Here is a 19,401-nt window from a genome sequence, read left to right as displayed (position 1 = left end):
TTTGCTCAATGCATTACCACCCAAAAATTTGCTGGTGTAATGTCCAATCCACTACAAATCTTTTCGGTTAGCTCGTCCTCTACGTGTTTTAGGGTAAATACAGCGAACCATAATGTGGGCAGTTTTTTAAGACACTGACCCATAATTTTCTCAAATTCCTTTTCAGCAAGTGGATCTGTGCTATTAATGAAATCTGCAGGACGATGAGCATTATTCCAGTGTCCATCATTGCTGTCAAAAAAATTAAGCTGTTCTATTTCGTTAATCTGCTCAACCTTTCTTAAACCAGCAGACTTTTTACGGTACACATCAATAATCTTATATTTTAAGATGGCGGTAAGCCATGTTTTTTCGGTACTCTTACCCTCAAATCCATCCACTTTTTGCAAGGCAGCCAAAAATGTATCCTGTACAAGGTCCATGGCTTGTTGGTGGTCATTAATCCTGGATAAGGCAAAACCATATAGATAATCAGAATAATTTTTAACCCAGAGGTTTGGCGCAAGTAGCTGGGTTGCAGTGTTCATGTCATTCAATTTAAGATATTATCTTCACTTAGTCGGAAGATTTTAGCAAACCTTACAGCAAAATTGTATAATTTTTAAATTTATTTTGGAGAATGGCTGTTTGCAGAAATTTGTATAACCAGTACACCTCTTAGACTGCGTTTAGCTGAACTAGCAATTTTTTTTGAAATTATGAAACCATGTTAATTTCATTATTCGCTATTCATGAGTCCAATTTTGGCAAGTAATGGAACAAGAAAAACGCATAACCATTTAAAATTAAATCGTTATGCGTTTTGGTGGAGAATATCGGATTCGAACCGATCACCTCTTCACTGCCAGCGAAGCGCTCTAGCCAAATGAGCTAATCCCCCGTTGTATAAATCAGGTGAGCAAAAATAACAATTAGTTTCTCTAAAGCAAACGAAATTTAATCTTTAAACCGGAAAGCGAACAATGCAATAATGCAACATACAAAAAGCGCCGAAGGTAGTGGGTGATTAATGAATAAAAACATTAAAAAAGTAAGTATTAAAAGCATGACTAAAAACATCAAAGCTTTAAATACAGAATCCATAAAACACATTGCAATAATGGCGAGGATATAAATTGGAACAATAACAACAAACGAGAACATGCAACTAAATTAGTTGCTACATATTAAATAAAAATTAATCTGGCGTTAACTCAACTGTATTTAACAGGCTTTGGTAAATATCAACAAACTGAGATACGTGGAAACCATCTACCAAAGCATGGTGAACATGGATAGAAACTGGCATTATTTTCCTTCCGCTTTCATCCCTCACCTTTCCAAAAGAAATTTTCGGACAGCTATCCTGATGAGAAAAACTACGGGCATGAGATAGTGATTTAAAATTTAACCAGGGTAATGCAGAAAAGTGAATTACATTATCTCCAGCTGATGAAGGAATGAGTCCTGTTGTATTTTCAACTTTTTCAATTTCTTTAATAGCGCCGTCATGGAATTTGTAAAAATCTGCATGGAAATTTATATACCCAAAGCCAAAAGTCCCATTTGGGCGGTTTATGGTGGCGGATGCAAAGATTTCATCATACTTCCAAACCTCATCTCCGTTAATTCTGTATCTAAAATTTTCTACGCGGTTTGCTGCAACTAAAGATTTGTGCAAGTATAACAGAAAGAAAGATACCTCCATATTTTTTGCTTCATGGTAGGTTTCCGTACAATCTACATCTACGGTTACTCCAAAAAATGGTTCTTCAAAACGGTTAAAAAAACTGAAATGATCTTTTCTAATCCAGCTTCTTATGTCAATTTTCTCTTTCATACATTAATTTCTTTAAAACATCAGATAGGCTTTCCATCTCGTAAAAATTATCATGTTCTATTGTGTGTTCTATATGCTCGTGTACCCAGGTGGTGTGATAAGGAATGTGAACGGCGCTTCCTCCAATTTCTAAAACAGGCAATACATCCGATTTTAAAGAGTTTCCGAGCATTAAAAATTCTTCGGGTTTGCAATCTAAATGCTTCAAAAGCTTTTGATAATCCTTTGACTGCTTATCGCTCATAATCTCGATATGATGAAAGTAGTGATCGAGGCCTGATTTGGTGAGTTTTCTCTGCTGATCCAGCAAATCGCCTTTTGTGGCTACTACCAATTTATATTTACCATGCAAAGCCTTTAAAACTTCCTCAACACCATCTAATAATTCTACAGGTTTATTCAGCATCTGCTGCCCTAGTTGTATCGCTCTGCGAATAACTTCAGGGTTAACATTACCTTCTGTAATCCGCAATATGGTTTCAATCATACTCAGCATAAAGCCTTTAATACCATATCCATAAAGGGGTAAATTTGCTATTTCGGTTTTATATAATTCTGCAACTATGCTATGGTGAGGTAAAAAATCTTCGAGCAAACTGGCAAATTGTGATTCCGCTTCACGGAAATAGGGCTCATTTACCCAAAGCGTATCATCCGCGTCAAAAGCAATTACAGTAATATTATTATTCATGGTTATGCTTAAATTAGTTGCTCAAATTTAAACCAACGCACCAATAAAATAAAGGACATTTGTCCTGATGGAAATATGCTACGAACCAATCCTACATTTTTATCATTTGCCGAATCGCTATTAAATACAGCAGAAACACAAAAAAACATCATGTTAAAAGATTTTCCTGCCGGATATAAATTAATTGTGCAAGGCGATAAAATCAATAATATTTACATTATTAAAGATGGCATTACCAAATGTTTTATTACCGAAGAAAACGGCAAGGATTTCATTATTGAGTTTTTAGGAAAAGGTGAAGTTGTTGGCGAACTTGAAGCTTTAAAAAAAATAGATTGCCTGTGTAATGTAGAAACCATTAGCAAAATATCCGCATTTGTTATTCCTCATCATTATTTTTTATCGTTAATAGATACCAATGTTAACTTTACGAAAATACTGTTACAAGCGCTTTCAACCCGCATTATGCAAACAAGTAGCCGGGCATCTTTTCAGCAATTATATACTTTAGAATATGGATTAGCTAAGCTTTTAAAACTACAAACGGAGGCCGATTTAGAAATTTCTAAGGAAGATATGGCAGCTTATCTGGGTATTTCGGTGAGGAGCCTAAACCGAACATTAAAGCAAATTAAGATTAATGCTACTTTAAACACAACTGAGATTAAAACACTATTAGAGAAATTAATTTAAATAAAATTATCTCAACATTTAAGCATCAGCCTTGTTTAAAAAAATAGAATGAAAATATAGTGGGGAGAGTTAACCGAAAAGAAAAAATCTTTTTATAGTTTTATAAAAAATAACATCCTTACTAACATATTGTATCATAAAAAATATTAGAAGAATGAAAGTAGAAGAAGTTTTTAAAAATAACGAAGAGTGGATTGGCCGTAAATTAGCAAATAACCCTGATTATTTTACTGAATTAGCCAAAGGACAGACGCCTGAGTTTTTATATATCGGCTGCTCTGATAGTAGAGTTACCGCAGAAGATTTGATGGGCATACAGCCTGGTCAAGCCTTCATCCATAGAAATATTGCCAACTTGGTTAATAATGTGGATTTGAGCGTGATGACAGTATTAAATTATGCTGTTCGCCATTTAAAAGTGAAACACATTGTTGTTTGTGGGCACTACAATTGTGGTGGTGTAAAAGCGGCAATGCAGCCAGCAGACATGGGTATTTTGAACCCTTGGTTACGTAATATCCGCGATGTATACCGTACCCACAGGGATGAGTTAAATAAAATTGAAGACGAAGGCGTTAGATACAACAGATTAGTTGAGCTTAATGTACAAGAACAATGCGTTAATTTGCTAAAAACGGCTGCTGTACAAGAAGCAATAACGTTAAGAGGATTAACCGTACAAGGTTGGGTTTTCGATATCCACACAGGTCGATTAATTGATTTAAAAATTGATTTTGATGCGATTTTGAAGGATATTAAAGAGATTTACAATTTGTATTCATAGGTTTTTATAAGTCTATAGACCAAAGTCAGAAGATTTAGCATACAAAAAAGTCCGAAGTGTAAAAAACTTCGGACTTTTTTATGCTCAATAAGCAAATCGCAATATTAAAATCTCAATACTCAATTCTCAAATCGCAATACTCAATACTCAATACCCAAATCGCAATACCCAAATCGCAATACTCAATACTCAATACTCAATACCCAAATCGCAATACTCAATACTCAATACCCAAATCGCAGTACCCAATACCCAAATCTCAATACTATCTACCCATCCAGCCGCCATCAACCGTCAAGATAGTCCCATGAACATAATCACTTGCATTTGATGCAAGGAACAAGGTTGGGCCTTTAAAATCGTCTGGTGTTCCCCATCTTGCAGCTGGGATTCGGGATAGAATAGACGTGCTTCTATCTTCATCTTCTCTTAAAGCTGATGTATTATCTGTTGCTATATAACCTGGTGCAATAGCATTTACATTTACCCCTTTATTTGCCCATTCATTAGAAAATGCTTTGGTTAAAGATGCGATTGCGCCTTTACTTGCTGCATAGCCCGGAACGGTAATGCCACCTTGAAAAGATAATAATGATGCAGTAAAAATTACTTTACCGCTACCACGTGCAACCATATCCCGACCAATTTCTCTTGTTAAAATAAATGGTGCAGTTTGGTTTACAGCAATTACTTCATCCCAATATTCATCCGGATGTTCGGCAATTGGTTTACGTAATATTGTACCCGCATTATTGACTAAAATATCGATAACTGGATGTTCTGACTTAACTTTTGCAGCAAAACTTAAAGTAGCTTCTCTTTTACTGAAATCACATTGGTAAGCAAAAAATTTTCTGCCTAAGGCCGTAACTTCTCGTTCAATAGCGCTTCCAGAATTTTCAAGATTAGCAGAAACGCCAATAATATCTGCTCCAGCTTCGGCCAAGGCCAGCGCCATGGCTTTTCCAATACCGCGTTTGCAGCCTGTTACCAGTGCAGTTTTACCTGTTAAATTAAATAGGTTTGATACCATTTTTATTTATTTTTTAGCGTTTCGAATTATTTTAAATCGTTTATTGCACAATGGTCCATATCGCCGTAATCTAAATTTTCGCCAGCCATGCCCCAAATAAAAGTATAGTTGCTGGTTCCTGCACCAGAGTGAATAGACCAATTTGGAGAAATTACAGCCTGGTCGTTTTGCATCCAGATATGACGTGTTTCTTGTGGCTGCCCCATAAAATGACAAACACTTTGCCCTTGTGGTACTTCAAAATAGAAATAAGCTTCCATCCTTCTATCGTGTGTATGTGCAGGCATTGTGTTCCATACACTGCCCGATTTCAGCTCGGTCATACCCATTTGCAATTGGCAAGTTTGCAATACACTATTTACCAAAAGTTTATTTATAATTCTGTGATTTGCAGTTTCAGGCGTACCTAATTCTACAATTTCAGCATCAGCTTTGCTTATTTTTTTTGTTGGATAAGCATGATGTGCCGGTGCAGAATTGATGTATAATTTGGCTGGCTCTGCAGCATTTGCTGATGCAAAACTAACTTCTTTTGTGCCTTTACTAATGTATAGTGCTTCCTTGTATGCTAATTCAAACTGTACACCATCGGCTGTTACGATAGCCTTTCCACCAACGTTTATCATACCAATTTCTCTACGTTCTAAAAAATAATTCGCTTTTAAATCGTCTGGATTTGGTAAATCTATTGTTTTATCAACAGGCATTGCGCCACCAACAATATATCGGTCGAAATGAGATAAAGTAAGATTTACCTGGTTTGGCTCAAAAACATTTTCAATTAAAAAATTTTCCCGCAAAGCGATAGTATCCATTTGTTTAACTTCATTTGGACTCTGAGCGTAACGGCTTTCGAATTTATTCATTTTATCGATTTTATAATTTGATTAGCTAATAGGCTTATTGCCCTACCTCCACAAATATATTTAACCCAAAGGGATTAATGGAATTAATCGTAAAATTATTGGAAAAAAATTACTGTCGCCATAACGATTATCTTTTTCGTAGCACATTTTTCATTATAATATGGTGTAAAGCAAACCCTACCTGCTTAGCGTTGTTATCTTTTTAAACACCCAACATGAATCATCCTTTACGTTTAACCATACTTATTTGCAGCTTTTGTTTAGCGAGCTTTTTAAACGCATGTAAATCTGGCTCCGTTAGCATTTTCAAACCTGCCTCAGCACACGAGCAATACCAGCGAAAATTAATTTCTGCAGGCTTAGATAAGACTGCCATGGGTGCTTTGTGGCTTACCTCCGCAACTTTAAGTTTAGATAAAGCATTAAACATTACCATCCCTTTTAAAGAGGCAGGATATTTTTCTGCAGAAAAGGCAAATGCCGCAGCCTATAAATTTAAAGCCCTTAAAGGACAGAAATTAACCATATCAATTATTAAAAAACCCGCTACAGGCGCATCAATTTATTTAGATGTATGGCAGATGAATACAGAAAATATGAAGTTGGTGGCTTCTGCAGATACGCTAAATAGCAATATTTTGTTTGATGTTGAAGATGAAGGAACTTTCTTAATCCGATTACAGCCAGAGCTGCTGCAAAGTGTAGAATACCGTTTGGAGATAACTTCCGGACCATCGCAAGGTTTCCCAACGCATAGCGGATTAAATAGTGTAAAAAGTTTTTTTGGCGATGGTAGAGATGCAAATACCAGAAAACATGAAGGTGTAGATATTTTCGGGAAGTTTAGAAGCCCGGTTATTGCTACTAATGATGGAACGGTTGAACGTGTAAATGAAAATAATTTAGGTGGCAGGGTGGTTTGGTTCAGGCCCGCAAATAAAGATTACACTTTATATTACGCCCATCTTGATGAGCAACTCGTAAATGCAGGACAACAAGTAAAAAAGGGCGATACTTTAGGGTTAATGGGCAATACCGGAAATGCAAAAACTACAGCGCCTCACCTGCATTTTGGGTTTTACACACGCGGTGGCGCGATAAATCCTTTACCATTTATTAACCCGTATATTCAGCAACCTGATAATATTGCCAGCCCGCTCGTAAATCTCAATAAAACCTTTAGAACAGCCCAAAATGTATTCTTGCATCATTCAACAGAAAAAAAAGACGAAAGCTACGCAAAACTGCAAAGTGGTACAATTTTAACAGTTAGTGCGGCAAACGCTAAATGGGTAAAAGCAGAACTGGCAGATGGCGGTACGGGATTTATTGAGTATAATGCTATTGCTAAAGTTGAAAAGCCTTTACTGAAAATAAAATTAAAAGCTTTTCAAACTACAGTTTACGATAAGCCAGATAGCTCGGCACTTGTAAAATTAATTTTAAAAGAATCTACGCTTGTTAATGTATTAGGTAACTTTGAAAACTATCATTTAATAAGCCATGATGATGAACAAATTGGTTGGATAAAAAAATAAAGATGAAAATTTTTCAGGAGGCATTAACATTAAGAGAAAGGAGACGTGGTTTTCACATCATAACCGAAGAAGTGGTTGCGGCCTTAGCTCAAATCAATCAAATCAATATAGGAATCTGTCAGGTTTTTATCCAACATACCTCTGCATCGTTAACGATAAATGAAAATGCAGATCCAACTGTTAGAGTAGATTTTGAGATGTTCTTTAATAAAACTGCTCCAGAAAACGATCCAAACTACAAGCATGATTACGAAGGTTCTGACGATATGCCTGCACACTTAAAAGCGGCTATGCTGGGCACATCAGTAACCATTCCAATTAGAAACGGAAGGCTTGCCCTTGGTACATGGCAAGGGATATATCTTGGTGAACACAGAAATTATGGTGGTGCCAGAAAATTGATAATTACTGCCTGGGGCGAATAAATCCTTATTCTTCTGTAATCTGTTTTTTCAATTCCGGATGATTATCCTGAATTGAATTACCTTCGGTTTCTACCTCAATTTCTTTAGTAGTTACTGCATAATGCGATGGATGAATTTCTGAACCATAAGCAATAGCATAGGCTTTGGTAAACTCAGCACCAAAGTATAAAATGATGGACGAATAGTATGTCCATAACAGGAGAATAACTAATGAGCCTGCAGCACCGTAAGTACTGCCAACATTACTTTTACCTATATAAACTGAAATGGCAAATTTACCTATCATAAACAGTATTGCAGTAACAATAGACCCTAAAATAACATCACGCCATTTAATTACAGCATCAGGAAGCACTTTAAAAATTACTCCAAAGATTAATGAAATAACGGAAAGTGTAATTATCTGATTAAGAATGTAAAATACAACAACAGAAATATCTTCAAAACGAGCTTGTAAACGACTACTAAAAGCATCTAATACAGATGTTACCGCTAAAGATACCAACAAAACAAAGCCCAGACTTATAATTACAGAAAAAGATAAAAATCTATTTTGCAATAATTTCAACCAGCCTCTTTTAGGTTTTGGCTTTAAACCCCAGATGGTATTGATAGAATCCTGTATATCGCCAAAAACCGTTGTTGCACCAACTAATAAAGTGGCTAAACCAACAGTAAATGCAATGGTGCTTTTTCCATTTAAGTAGGCTGTTTTAACAATTTGCTGCAATTGATAGGCGGTATCTTTTCCTAAAAAATCATCCAATTGGCGATAAATTTGTCCTTCTGCAGCCTCTCTGCCTAAAAAGATACCACAAAGTGAAATGATAACCACCAAAAGCGGTGCCATAGAAAACACAGTATAGTAGGCAAGTGAACCGCTTAACTTTGTAACCTTATGATCTCCAAACCCGGTGAATGATGCTTTAAGTACGCCCCAAATACCTTTTAATGTTATCTTCTTTTTTTCCATGTATCGGCTAAATATATCTTTATTAACAACCCGAAAAATTAAGATATTGTTTTCTGCAATTGATAAGATGGCATTTGCAATTACGCTCAAAAATAATTGCTAAAAAAAAATGCTCAATCTTATTCCGATTGAGCATTTACTTTAAATATCTTAAAACCTTACTTAATCTTTATCCAGGCTATAATATCATTAATCAGCGTTGCCGAAACACTCGAAAAAGTTTGGTATTGTGTTCCCGTACCTTTTTCAAGCTGCTGACTTAACAAGTGATTAATACCGGGATAAAACTTAAATTCTACATTTTGTTTTCCTGCCAAATTCGTTTTCCAAAGATTAAAATCCTCTTCTGTAACCTGATAATCGTTACCGCCCTGCAATACTAAAATACGTGGTTTGGTAATGTTTTTTGCCGCTGCAACCTGGTCATAATTATTCAAATCTACCCAGTAAGAAACAGGTAAACCTAAAATAACAGAATCGGGTTTCATGGTGCCGGCCTGTGTTATTTTACTTTTAGAAAACTCTGCAATCAACTTATCAAACTGTTCTTTTGATTTTTGAGTGGTATCATTCATTTTACTAAACAAATACTTGTTCTGGTCGATAATTAAATCGGTAAGCTTACGTGCAGGTGCAGCAGCCATAATAACGCCACTTAAATCTGGAAAAGAAGCAGCAATTCTAGGGGCAAGCATTCCGCCTAAACTGTGTCCAAATAAATATATGCCTTTTAAATCTACACCAGGAACAGTTTTCGCCATTAACAACGCTTGGTTTGCATCATCCAAAACTTCTTCTTTTACAGTAAAAGCTTTCTGAAATTCGTTGGCATATATTAATGTTCTTTTAACATATCTGATGGATGCAATTCCTTGCGCTGCAAAACCGGCTGCCAAATCTTTAAAGGGCTTATTAGGGCCTACGGTTTCATCCATATCATAAGAACCTGAACCATGAACAAATACAACAAGTGGGAAATTCTTTGCATTTTTTGGAACAGTAATTACTGCAGCAAGCTGATGCCCGGGAGTAGTAATATAAGCAGTTTTCTCTGTATATAAAGTAGTATCGGCGTATGCAGGCGACAGGTATTTAGGAGAATTTACTTTTGGAACCAGAAAAAAGCCGACAATTTTTTGAGCTTTATTAAAACCCAATATAAAATCTTGCGTGCCTCTTTCAAATTTGCCTTCTACGGTTACAGCAAAAAACTGACCTTGAACTTTACTTTGAACTGCATCAATTGATTCTGATTTACCTAAAGAAGTATGCAAATCCGTCCAAAGTTTTTTTAAATTCTCTTCCGAAATTTTCGTTTTTACCGTATCATCAAAAAGACTATAGGCATCTGTAAACTTTTGTTCTTCCATTAATTGAAAGAAATTATTTGCATTGTTGAAAAGCGCAACTACATTTTGAGAAAAAGATGCAGTTGTAAACATCAACATAACAAACATTAATAAAATACTTTTTTTCATGAATAATATAAGGGTGTTCTGTTTGGTTAAAATTTAAACAGCCTAAGTTAATAATATTTGAAGTGTATTTTACTATTAAACAACTAATTGATTAGTTTTTTGTTAGCCATCAGCAGCTTTACAAAATAATTTTTAAAAAAAATTAATTATTACACAATAAATAAATATTTGAGCGTTTATATTACCGAGAGCGTTAATTTAGATGACGGGGATACTGCTTAGGTGGTATCCCCGTTTCTTTTTTAAATCAAAATATCACATCACCATAAATTCTTACAAAAAGAAAAAGGAACACTTTTATATGGTGTTCCTTCTTTTATATATGATGGAGTTAAGAATTTTAGTTTTTAAAATTTTGCTGCTCTGCAGAATTTTGAAAATTATTTAAAGGTTTGTATTGTTTGGGTTTTAAAATAACCCACAGCCCAAGACCAATTAAAACTAATGCGATTGAAATTTTTGACATTTCAAAATCGAAAAAAGTAATGTCACGTAGTGTAAAGAAACCTCCGATTAAGGTAAACGCCAACCAGCCACTACCTTGAAAATTTTTGCGGTATCCAATCCATAAACCAGCACCAAGCATAATGGTGTGCCAACTTAAAACCCAATGTGGAACATCTATGCCGCTATTTCTTAAAAGAAGTACAGCACCTATTACGATAATTAAAACACCAAATCCTAATTGTTTATCTGAGTGATTTTTGTTGGTTAAATTTTCCATGACCTTTGTTTTTATATATCAAAAGTAGCTCGAAAACTGATGCAGAGAAATGGCTTTTCTACGAGTAAACAGGAATAGTCGGTGAGTGAAATAAATTAGTCGGTAAAAATTTTTGATAAGGTTTTAGATTTGAAAAACCTCGGTGAAAATGTATTTAGGAATAGGTTATGATTTCGTTTCTCTTTGCCATAATCACTTTAGCCGTTAAACCTATAAATATGCCATGGGCTAATACACCGTCAATCTGATTTAGTTGAAAAGCAAGTGTTTCAGGTTCGTTAATCAAGCCGAAATCAGCATCAATTATGTAGTTCCCGTTATCGGTAATAAAGTTTTTATCTCCTTTTAGTCTGATTAAAGCTCTACCACCCATTTGTTCAATTTTATTTACAACATATTTATAGGCTAAAGGAACTACTTCAACAGGAACGGTAAAAGCACCAAGTTTGGCAACTTTTTTAGATGAATCGGTAATAATGATGGCATTTTTACTTAAAGATGCGATAATCTTTTCGCGAAATAATGCTCCGCCGCCGCCCTTAATTAAATCTAGTGATTCTGTAAATTCATCTGCACCATCAATGCTGATATCGATAACGCCCAGCGTTTCCAATTTTAAAATTTCGATACCAGCTTTAACCGCCAACTCTTCTGTTGCGAGGGAGCTTGCTGCAGCTTTTATCTTTAAGCCACCTTTAATCCGCTTAGCCAACTCGTTAATTGCAAAGGTTGCAGTGCTGCCCGTACCTAAGCCAACAATGTCCCCATCCTTAATAAATTTAACTGCTTCAATCGCAGCAGCTAGTTTTTCGGCGTTTTGCAGTTCTTTATTAATCGGATTCATGTCGTAAAATTAATCAATTTATTATATGCAAATCTATAGAACCGCTAAAGAAGAATTATCCGACATCACTATGTGAAAAAAAAATAAAACCTGATGCAATAAAATCTAATTACAGCGTTAATGTATATGAGAGCGTTAATTTAGATGATGGGGATTCTGCATAAGCGGAATCTCCATTTCTTTTTTCGGTCCATTACAAAAATTAAAATCGATTTGCTGGCTTTGGTAACACATTAATTTTAACGAGCTAAAATTTACTAATAGCTCTTAAACCAAAAAACGGCTGGCGTTTCCACCAACCGTTTACCAAACTTAACTAACTATCTTATTTATCCAAAGAATTAATCCAGGCTGCAATTTTTAAACCTTCGGCTTTGGTAACCTGAGGCATTGGCGGCATCTCTGTTGAGTAACCCGGCCAGTTTTGCGGTTGTGGATTGTGAATTAACTGAACAATTTTTTCTGGAGAATATTTACGTTTTGCAATTTCCACAAACGCCGGACCGATTTGTCTTTTGGTTGTGTTATGGCATGCTGTACAAGTTCTTCTGGTTAATAAGCCTTCAACTTCTTTAAAAGTTGGCGCCTTTACCGCAGCCGTAGTTAACGGTGTTGTGCTGGTTGCACCTTTAGCTTCTGGTTTAGCACCCGTACCCGCTTTAGGGCTAGCTGCTTTTTTCACCGGCGTAGCCGATGCTTTTGGACCATTTTCAGAGTTTTTTGTACTTACCCCGGTCATTGATAGTTTTTCACCATCAGCAATTTGGTTTAAAGTATAATAAGCCACCGGATGTACCAACGAATAAAAACCTTCTTTATCACGAACACCATCTAACGTTAAAGTATGGATATAATATTGGCGAAGGTTTGGAATGATTAATCTAACTTTCATACCATCTTCTGATACCTTAACGCCGTTTATTTTTAATGTTTCGGTATTTACCGGAGGCGAACCATAAACCGGATGATATTTATAAATAAAGCTTTCTGCTGCATAAGATGCTAAATCTTCTGCTGATTTACGATCAACTGGTTTAGTAAATTCTACTTCAAAACCATCGGGCATCGAACGTACAGCCTTCATTTCGAAAGGCACTTTATTGTTGTAAACCAAACGCTCTAAGCCTTCGTTTGCATCACCAGCAGAACCCCATCCACGATTTGTTTCACCAACAAACAATGAACCATCAGTTCCCCAAGCTAACCTTAAAACGCCAGAACGGAAGCCTTTTCTGAATAAGAAAGCAGCACCTTGTTCTTCGCCTTTAACGGTTTCAAGGAAAATTCTCGAGATGATACTCATGCCTTGATCGCCCACCAAAATTTGACCGGCAAAAGGTCCGAAAGTATTTTCAGGGATTTTTACTGGCTCAGCCGATGAAATACCTAAAATTCCGTAAGGCAACCAAACCGAAGGTAACTTTAACTCCGGAAAAACCTTCTTCATATCGAAAAGCGTTTTAAAAGTTTCATTTACACGATTTTCTGGCTTGATGTATCGTCCTTGCTCATTTTTAATTCTACGCTCATCAATACTAGAATAAAAAAATTCTGAAGTTAATTTAACTGGTGAATCAGATCTGCCTGCCCATCTTAAACTTGCAGGATGCCCCATAAAATCGCCTTTATTTACCTTCCACAAACCACCAGAACCAACCCAATCGCCTTGGTTTTCAGTATAATAGAATTGATTATCTATCATACCAATACCTGCCGGCGAACGGAAGCCCGCTGCATAAGGTGTCATTTTACCATCTTCGGTAATATTCATTGCCCAACCACGCATTGGTACCCGGCTTTCGCCTCTCCACCATTCTTCATCGCCAAAAGCTACGTTTGCAGTAACTAAAAATGTTCCATCCTGAGCTATTTTCGGACCAAAGCTATATTCGTGGTAGTGACCACTTAAAGGCCATGCGTAAACCGTTTCGTAAACATCGGCTTTGCCATCCATGTTCTTATCAACCAATTTGGTTAATTCGCCACGTTGAGCAACATAAAGCGCTCCATTTTTGTAAGCTAAACCTAATATTTCGTGTAAGCCGCTGGCAAATTTGCGGAAATATGGTTTCGTACTGGTTGGATTTTCAACAATATAAACTTCACCTCTACGGGTAGAAATTCCTAAATCGCCATTTGGCAAAGTAACCAAACCACCAACTTCTAAAATTGGCCCTTCGGGCACTCTTACTTTATTTATTCTGAAAAAATCTTCTTCCTTTGGTGTTTCCTGAGCAAACAGCGTTGAGAAACTTAAGCCCAAAGCTAATGTTGCAAGTGTTTTAAATGTATATCTCATCGTTTTTCAGATTAAAATAATATAGAATAATTTAATTTGCTTCCGATAGGAATAATCAGTTGTTTTTTGCCGTTCGCATCTCTAACAATTGGTTTTTCGCCATTTGGAAATTGCAAATAGTAAGCTTTATCATCAACCAGATATAAACCTTTAGAAACTTCGTTAATATCTTTTACCTCACCTAAAAGGAGATAAAGATCTTTTGATGGCTGCTCTAACGTTACCTCACGGCTTAAACCTTGGCCGTTTTCCATAACTTTTATAGCATCTGTAACTTTATTTTCGTATATATTGTACTTAAATTCAGGGCGTTCCTGATTATCCATAACATAACCTTTAGTACGAAATCCGGTACCTGCGGTATCGGTTGTCCAGGCGCTTTCTGGTGTTGCTAATTTTGAAATGGCCAAAACTGGTTTTGATGTAAAACGCGTTACGCTGCCTAAAGGACGAGAGGTTCCATTTCCACGACCATCCCACATTGGGGTTGCATCTAAGAAACCACCATGCCATCCATGCAACAATGTTCCATTATCCAAATCGTAGCTGTAAGCTGTTTGTTGTGGGCCACCAACTGAAATTGCATGTACCGAACGAACACCCGGTAATACATCAACAAAACTACGAATCATTGTATTTGTTGGCGCATCAACATAAATCGGGTCGCCACCACCGCCACCACGGCGAGCATTTTGTGTAGCCATAGCTGGCAAATCTGAAACTGTAATATTACGGAAAGCTACAGAACCATGGTCGCCTTGAAAACGAATTGGTCCCATTGTTCTTTCTGTACCAAAACCGCCTCTTGTTGCGCCATTAAGTTCAACATTTTCATGAATGGTTACTCCGTTTAAATCAACACTTAATAACCTTGCATTTTCAGTTTTCTTTCCAGCTGCATCAAATTTTGGTGCCTGAAAAACGATTTTTATATGTTGCCACAAACCTGGTGCTTTACTTGCATTTTGGCGTGGTGCAATACCTCCGAAACCCTTTTCACCTTCTGGCTTATCATTATCCCAACGCTCATAAAGACCACCGTTATTTGATGAAAGTGGATTTTTAACTGTCCACGAATCTTCTAATTGTATCTCATAATTATCTTGAATATAAATGCCAGAATTAGCACCTTTAGCCAATAGATAATCTAATTCCAAAATCATACTGCCATATTCCTTAATGGTTTTTAAATCGAAACCAGGCTTTTTTGGCAATGATGTATTTAATAATATGCCAGTACCTTTTGTACCTTTTATGGCATTTTCAACATTCATGTCTACAGTTACATCACTAACCAGAGACCAGGAGTTACCCGGTTCTTTAAATGCTGAAAGATCTGTAAGCGGAATATTTGGCTGCTGGCCAAACGCCAGGCATGTACCAACCAGCAAAAATAATGCTGTCGATCCTGCTTTTAAGACGCTAATCTTCATAATGTGTGTTTATTAGTTAATTATTAGTTAAATTTTAATTTATCGCAATTTAGAAACTAGTTAGGTTTTATATCACTAGTTTATTAACCACTTTTTATTATTTTTCTGTTGATAATGAATAAGGAAAATCTACAGGATTTGAACCTCTGGTTTTGTTTGGCGTTGCAGACATACCAAAATTTAACACTGCTCCATTCTGTAGTCCGCTATGGCTAATCCAGTTCTTAGAATATGGTTTACCATTCATCTGTAAAGATTGTACATAACGGTTATCGGCACTATTTGCCGGTGCATTTATAACAACAGTTTTTCCGTTCTCTAATGTTAAAGTTATCTTTTTAAATAAAGGTGCTCCTAAAACATACTGATCTGTTGCCGGTGTTACCGGATAAAAACCCATTGCAGAGAATACATACCAGGCAGATGTTTGGCCGTTGTCTTCATCGCCACAATAACCATCTGGTGTAGCTTTATACATTCTATCCATTGTTTCGCGAACCCAATATTGTGTTTTATAAGGTGCGCCACCATAGTTGTAAAGGTAAATCATGTGTTGAATTGGCTGATTACCATGTGCATATTGGCCCATATTTGCAATTTGCATTTCACGGATTTCGTGTATTACACCGCCGTAAGCACTTTCATCAAAAACCGGCGGCATAGAGAAAACAGAATCTAATTTTGTTACAAACTTATCATGCCCACCCATCAGCTTTGCTAAACCATCAATATCTTGAAAAACAGACCAGGTATAATGCCAGCTGTTACCTTCGGTAAAAGCACCACCCCATTTAAACGGGCTAAATGGTGTTTGAAAAGTACCATCCTGATTTTTTCCACGCATTAAACCGGAAGCCGGATCGAAAAGATTTTTGTAATTCATTGCTCTTTTCTTATAGATTTCAATCTCCGATGCAGGTTTATTTAAAGCTCTGCCTAATTGATAGATTGTAAAATCATCATAAGAATATTCTAAAGTTTTGGCAGCATTTTCATTCTTCTTCACATCAAATGGAACGTAGCCTAATTCGTTATAATATTTAACCCCATCACGGCCAACTGCTTCCATTGGGCCTTCGTTATTAGCACCATGTTTTACAGCTTCCCATAACGTTTGGATATCGTAACCACGTAAACCTTTTATATAAGCATCAGACACCACAGAAGCAGAATTATTACCTACCATGATATTTGCGTAACCAGGACTGCTCCATTCCGGCAACCAGCCACCTTCTTTGTAATCGTTTATCAAACCTTCCTGCATTTCTTTATTTATTGATGGATAAACAAGATTTAGGAATGGATATAAAGCTCTGAAAGTATCCCAAAAGCCTGTTCCAGCGAACATGTAGCCTGGTTTGGTTTCACCTGTGTATGGGCTCCAGTGTACAATTTTGTTTTGAGCATCCAATTCATATAATTTATTCGGGAAGAATAGCGTACGATACAAACACGAGTAAAAAGTACGCATTTGGTCGATAGTTCCACCTTCAACTGCAATTTTACTTAAGGTTTTATTCCAGGTTGCTTTGGCTTTATTTTTCGTTGCATCGAAATTATCGCTGGCTAGCTCTCTTTTAAGGTTAAGTTCTGCCTGCTCAAAGCTGATGAAAGAAGATGCTGTTTTCGCATTAACTTTTTCGCCTTTAGCTGTTTTAAAACCTATAACAGCGCCAGTATGGTCGCTTGTTAGCTCCAAATCGTTATTTAATTGCTTCCCACTCCAGGTTTTAGCTATGCTGAAATCTTTATCAAAATAAATTACAAAATAGTTTTTAAAGTTTTTAGGCAGCGGACCACGGGCATACTTGCTTGTATAACCGATAATTTTACGCTCTTTAGGAAAAATTTTGATGTAAGAACCTTTGTTTTGCGCATCAACTACTACAAAAGAACTATCCGTTTTAGGGAAAGTAAATCTGAATTGAGCTGCTCTTTCTGTAGGTGTAATTTCGGTGGTAACATCAGCATCTGCTAAATAAACGCTATAGTAGTATGGTTTTGCAACCTCCGCTTTATGGCTAAACCAACTTGCACGTTCATCATCGCTAAATTTTAATTTTCCTGTAACAGGCATAATTGAAAAAGCACCGTAATCATTCATCCATGGAGAAGGCTGATGTGTTTGTTTAAATCCGCGAATTTTATCTGCATCATAGGTATATGCCCAACCATCGCCCATTTTACCGGTTTGTGGTGTCCACATATTCATGCCCCAAGGCACACCTACCGCAGGATACGTATTACCATTTGATAAACTAGGTTTAGATTGAGAACCCATCAATGGGTTTATCCACTCAACCGGATCGCTAATTTTGCCTACCTGCTGTGCGAAACTTCCAGTAGCTGCAAAGCTTAATAAGGCGATAAATAATTTTTTCATTTTTATTATTCAGTTTATGTGTTTTCTTATCTTCTTTCGTTGTAAACCTGAAACTCTGCAAGTTCTACTTGCTTATCAAATTTATCAATCAGCATTCTAACTTTTTTACCCCAAACCCTATTAAAGCGATGAATTTTTATTCTTGAAACATCTGAGCCTGAAAGCAAAAGTTTCCAGATACCGTTTTCATTATACTCTAATCTATATGCTTTTATATTGGGTTTTTTCTCGGCGATTACGATGGTATTAAAAGATTTATCTCTATCAAAGGTAATTTCATACCATGGAGCTTTTACCGTTGGGTTAGACACCCACGTGGTAGAGAAGCTATCATCGTTGGCGAAATCCATAATATTCATGTCATCGCTCCAGCTGGAGTTTGATGCTTGCTTTTTAGCTAAATTGGATGAAATTATTGGATATTCGTTTTTTGGAAGCGGAGGTAAAGGCCCTTCGTTTTTCCACTTGCTTCCAATTTCCTTTAATGTTGATAAAGCATTATCATCAATCAAACCATCACGATTTGGCGCCACATTAAGTATAAAATTGCAATATGCAGCGTTTAATGGCTTTATCATATTTTCTACCAAAACATCAGCAGTTTTAGTACCAACCTTCGGGAAATCTGTTTTCCAGAACCATGCTGTATTTATTGGCAGGCAAGACAATGCAGGCAGCTTATTGCTTTCTTTTTGAATATGCTGACCAGCGCCTTGTTCATAAGATTTAATGTCTGTGTAGTATAAGGCTTCTGCCGGATATTTTGCAGCGTTTAAATCCATAACTAAACATTCTGGCTGGATAGATTTAATTAAAGTGTAAATTTCTTCGAAAGGTATATCATCATAAGATATTCTAGACCAAGGTGCATCCCAGCCATCAATTATTAAAGCATCTATTTTACCATAATTTGTGAGCAGTTCGCGGATCTGAGCTTTGATAAAATCAATCTTTTCAGGTGTAATTAGCCCTGGTCTGATTTTATGATGTGTATCTAAAATAGAATAATAGAGCATTACTTTTAATCCCGCTTTGCGGAAAGATTCTGTATAAGATTTTACAACATCCTTTTTGTATGGGCTGCTCATTACGCTGTAATCAGTTGTTTTGGTGTCCCAAATAGCAAAACCACTATGGTGTTTGGTTGTTAAACAGCCATAGCTCATATTGGCAGATTTTGCTGCTTTTGCCCATTGGTCGGAATTTAATTTTTTAGGATTGAAAATAGAAGGTGATGCCTCGGGATCTGCCCAATCCTGATCCATATAAGTTGGAATATTGTAATGGATGAACATACCAAAGCGCAAATCGACAAAATCTTGCTGACGTTTAATCAGATTAACATCCTGAGCGTTTGATATATTAAAGCTAAGCAGGGCAATAATGATTAACAGGAAGCCTTTATATTGGTATTTCAT

17 protein-coding genes and 1 tRNA gene are annotated in these 19,401 nt (G+C 36.4%); 4 read left to right on the top strand and 14 right to left on the bottom strand.

The window, feature by feature from the left end:
* Positions 1–5: 5 nt before the first annotated feature.
* The 4 genes from LUA90_RS13600 to LUA90_RS13585 form a co-directional block, all read right to left on the bottom strand.
* Complete coding sequence (locus tag LUA90_RS13600) at positions 6–527, bottom strand: sigma-70 family RNA polymerase sigma factor (protein ID WP_231491253.1); 522 nt, start codon at positions 525–527, stop codon at positions 6–8.
* Positions 528–803: 276 nt separating this feature from the next.
* A tRNA-Ala gene (locus tag LUA90_RS13595) sits at positions 804–880 on the bottom strand.
* Positions 881–1,177: 297 nt separating this feature from the next.
* Complete coding sequence (locus LUA90_RS13590; RefSeq protein ID WP_231464637.1) at positions 1,178–1,819, bottom strand: chloramphenicol acetyltransferase; 642 nt, start codon at positions 1,817–1,819, stop codon at positions 1,178–1,180.
* Positions 1,803–2,510 (bottom strand): HAD family hydrolase, encoded by a 708-nt coding sequence (locus LUA90_RS13585; protein ID WP_231464634.1) that lies wholly within the window; start codon positions 2,508–2,510, stop codon positions 1,803–1,805. Before LUA90_RS13585 ends, LUA90_RS13590 begins: the two co-directional genes overlap by 17 nt.
* A 75-nt stretch (positions 2,511–2,585) precedes the next feature.
* Between LUA90_RS13585 and LUA90_RS13580 the strand changes: the two genes are divergently transcribed.
* Positions 2,586–3,203 (top strand): Crp/Fnr family transcriptional regulator, encoded by a 618-nt coding sequence (locus tag LUA90_RS13580; RefSeq protein ID WP_231464632.1) that lies wholly within the window; start codon positions 2,586–2,588, stop codon positions 3,201–3,203.
* A gap of 154 nt (positions 3,204–3,357) precedes the next feature.
* Positions 3,358–3,987 carry a carbonic anhydrase gene (locus LUA90_RS13575; protein ID WP_231464629.1) on the top strand — a complete coding sequence of 210 codons (630 nt, stop codon included), beginning with the start codon at positions 3,358–3,360 and terminating at the stop codon, positions 3,985–3,987.
* A 265-nt stretch (positions 3,988–4,252) separates the two neighbouring features.
* On the opposite strand, the gene LUA90_RS13570 is transcribed toward LUA90_RS13575, so the two are convergent.
* Positions 4,253–5,020 (bottom strand): SDR family NAD(P)-dependent oxidoreductase, encoded by a 768-nt coding sequence (locus LUA90_RS13570; protein WP_231464627.1) that lies wholly within the window; start codon positions 5,018–5,020, stop codon positions 4,253–4,255.
* Between the two features lie 26 nt (positions 5,021–5,046).
* The gene (gene kduI, locus LUA90_RS13565) at positions 5,047–5,886 is read right to left on the bottom strand and encodes a 5-dehydro-4-deoxy-D-glucuronate isomerase (protein ID WP_231464625.1); all 840 of its coding nucleotides are present in this window, start codon (positions 5,884–5,886) and stop codon (positions 5,047–5,049) included.
* Between the two features lie 215 nt (positions 5,887–6,101).
* On the opposite strand from kduI, the gene LUA90_RS13560 reads away from it, so the two are divergent.
* Positions 6,102–7,424, top strand: a complete 1,323-nt coding sequence (locus LUA90_RS13560) for a M23 family metallopeptidase (RefSeq protein WP_231491252.1) — start codon at positions 6,102–6,104, stop codon at positions 7,422–7,424.
* 2 nt (positions 7,425–7,426) lie between these two features.
* Positions 7,427–7,849, top strand: a complete 423-nt coding sequence (locus LUA90_RS13555; protein ID WP_231464620.1) for a secondary thiamine-phosphate synthase enzyme YjbQ — start codon at positions 7,427–7,429, stop codon at positions 7,847–7,849.
* Positions 7,850–7,853: 4 nt separating this feature from the next.
* Here LUA90_RS13555 and LUA90_RS13550 read toward each other — a convergent pair whose 3' ends face one another.
* The 8 genes from LUA90_RS13550 to LUA90_RS13515 all read right to left on the bottom strand — a co-directional run bounded on the left by LUA90_RS13550 (position 7,854) and on the right by LUA90_RS13515 (position 19,401).
* Complete coding sequence (locus LUA90_RS13550) at positions 7,854–8,822, bottom strand: YihY/virulence factor BrkB family protein (RefSeq protein ID WP_231491251.1); 969 nt, start codon at positions 8,820–8,822, stop codon at positions 7,854–7,856.
* A gap of 158 nt (positions 8,823–8,980) precedes the next feature.
* Positions 8,981–10,300 (bottom strand): DUF3887 domain-containing protein, encoded by a 1,320-nt coding sequence (locus LUA90_RS13545; RefSeq protein ID WP_231491250.1) that lies wholly within the window; start codon positions 10,298–10,300, stop codon positions 8,981–8,983.
* 340 nt (positions 10,301–10,640) lie between these two features.
* Positions 10,641–11,024 carry a hypothetical protein gene (locus tag LUA90_RS13540; protein ID WP_231491249.1) on the bottom strand — a complete coding sequence of 128 codons (384 nt, stop codon included), beginning with the start codon at positions 11,022–11,024 and terminating at the stop codon, positions 10,641–10,643.
* Positions 11,025–11,178: 154 nt separating this feature from the next.
* The gene (gene rpiA, locus LUA90_RS13535) at positions 11,179–11,868 is read right to left on the bottom strand and encodes a ribose-5-phosphate isomerase RpiA (RefSeq protein WP_231464608.1); all 690 of its coding nucleotides are present in this window, start codon (positions 11,866–11,868) and stop codon (positions 11,179–11,181) included.
* Positions 11,869–12,193: 325 nt separating this feature from the next.
* Entirely contained in the window at positions 12,194–14,167 is a 1,974-nt protein-coding gene (locus LUA90_RS13530) for a hypothetical protein (protein ID WP_231464605.1), read from the bottom strand.
* A gap of 11 nt (positions 14,168–14,178) precedes the next feature.
* Positions 14,179–15,600, bottom strand: coding sequence for a DUF1080 domain-containing protein (locus tag LUA90_RS13525; protein WP_231464602.1), 1,422 nt, complete (start codon positions 15,598–15,600; stop codon positions 14,179–14,181).
* 97 nt (positions 15,601–15,697) lie between these two features.
* Positions 15,698–17,983, bottom strand: coding sequence for a GH92 family glycosyl hydrolase (locus LUA90_RS13520; RefSeq protein WP_231491248.1), 2,286 nt, complete (start codon positions 17,981–17,983; stop codon positions 15,698–15,700).
* A gap of 26 nt (positions 17,984–18,009) precedes the next feature.
* The gene (locus LUA90_RS13515; protein WP_231464596.1) at positions 18,010–19,401 is read right to left on the bottom strand and encodes an alpha-L-fucosidase; all 1,392 of its coding nucleotides are present in this window, start codon (positions 19,399–19,401) and stop codon (positions 18,010–18,012) included.

It is taken from the genome of Pedobacter sp. Leaf170 (assembly GCF_920984665.1).
Classification (GTDB): Bacteria; Bacteroidota; Bacteroidia; order Sphingobacteriales; family Sphingobacteriaceae; genus Pedobacter.
This window is presented reverse-complemented; position numbering and strand designations above follow the sequence as displayed.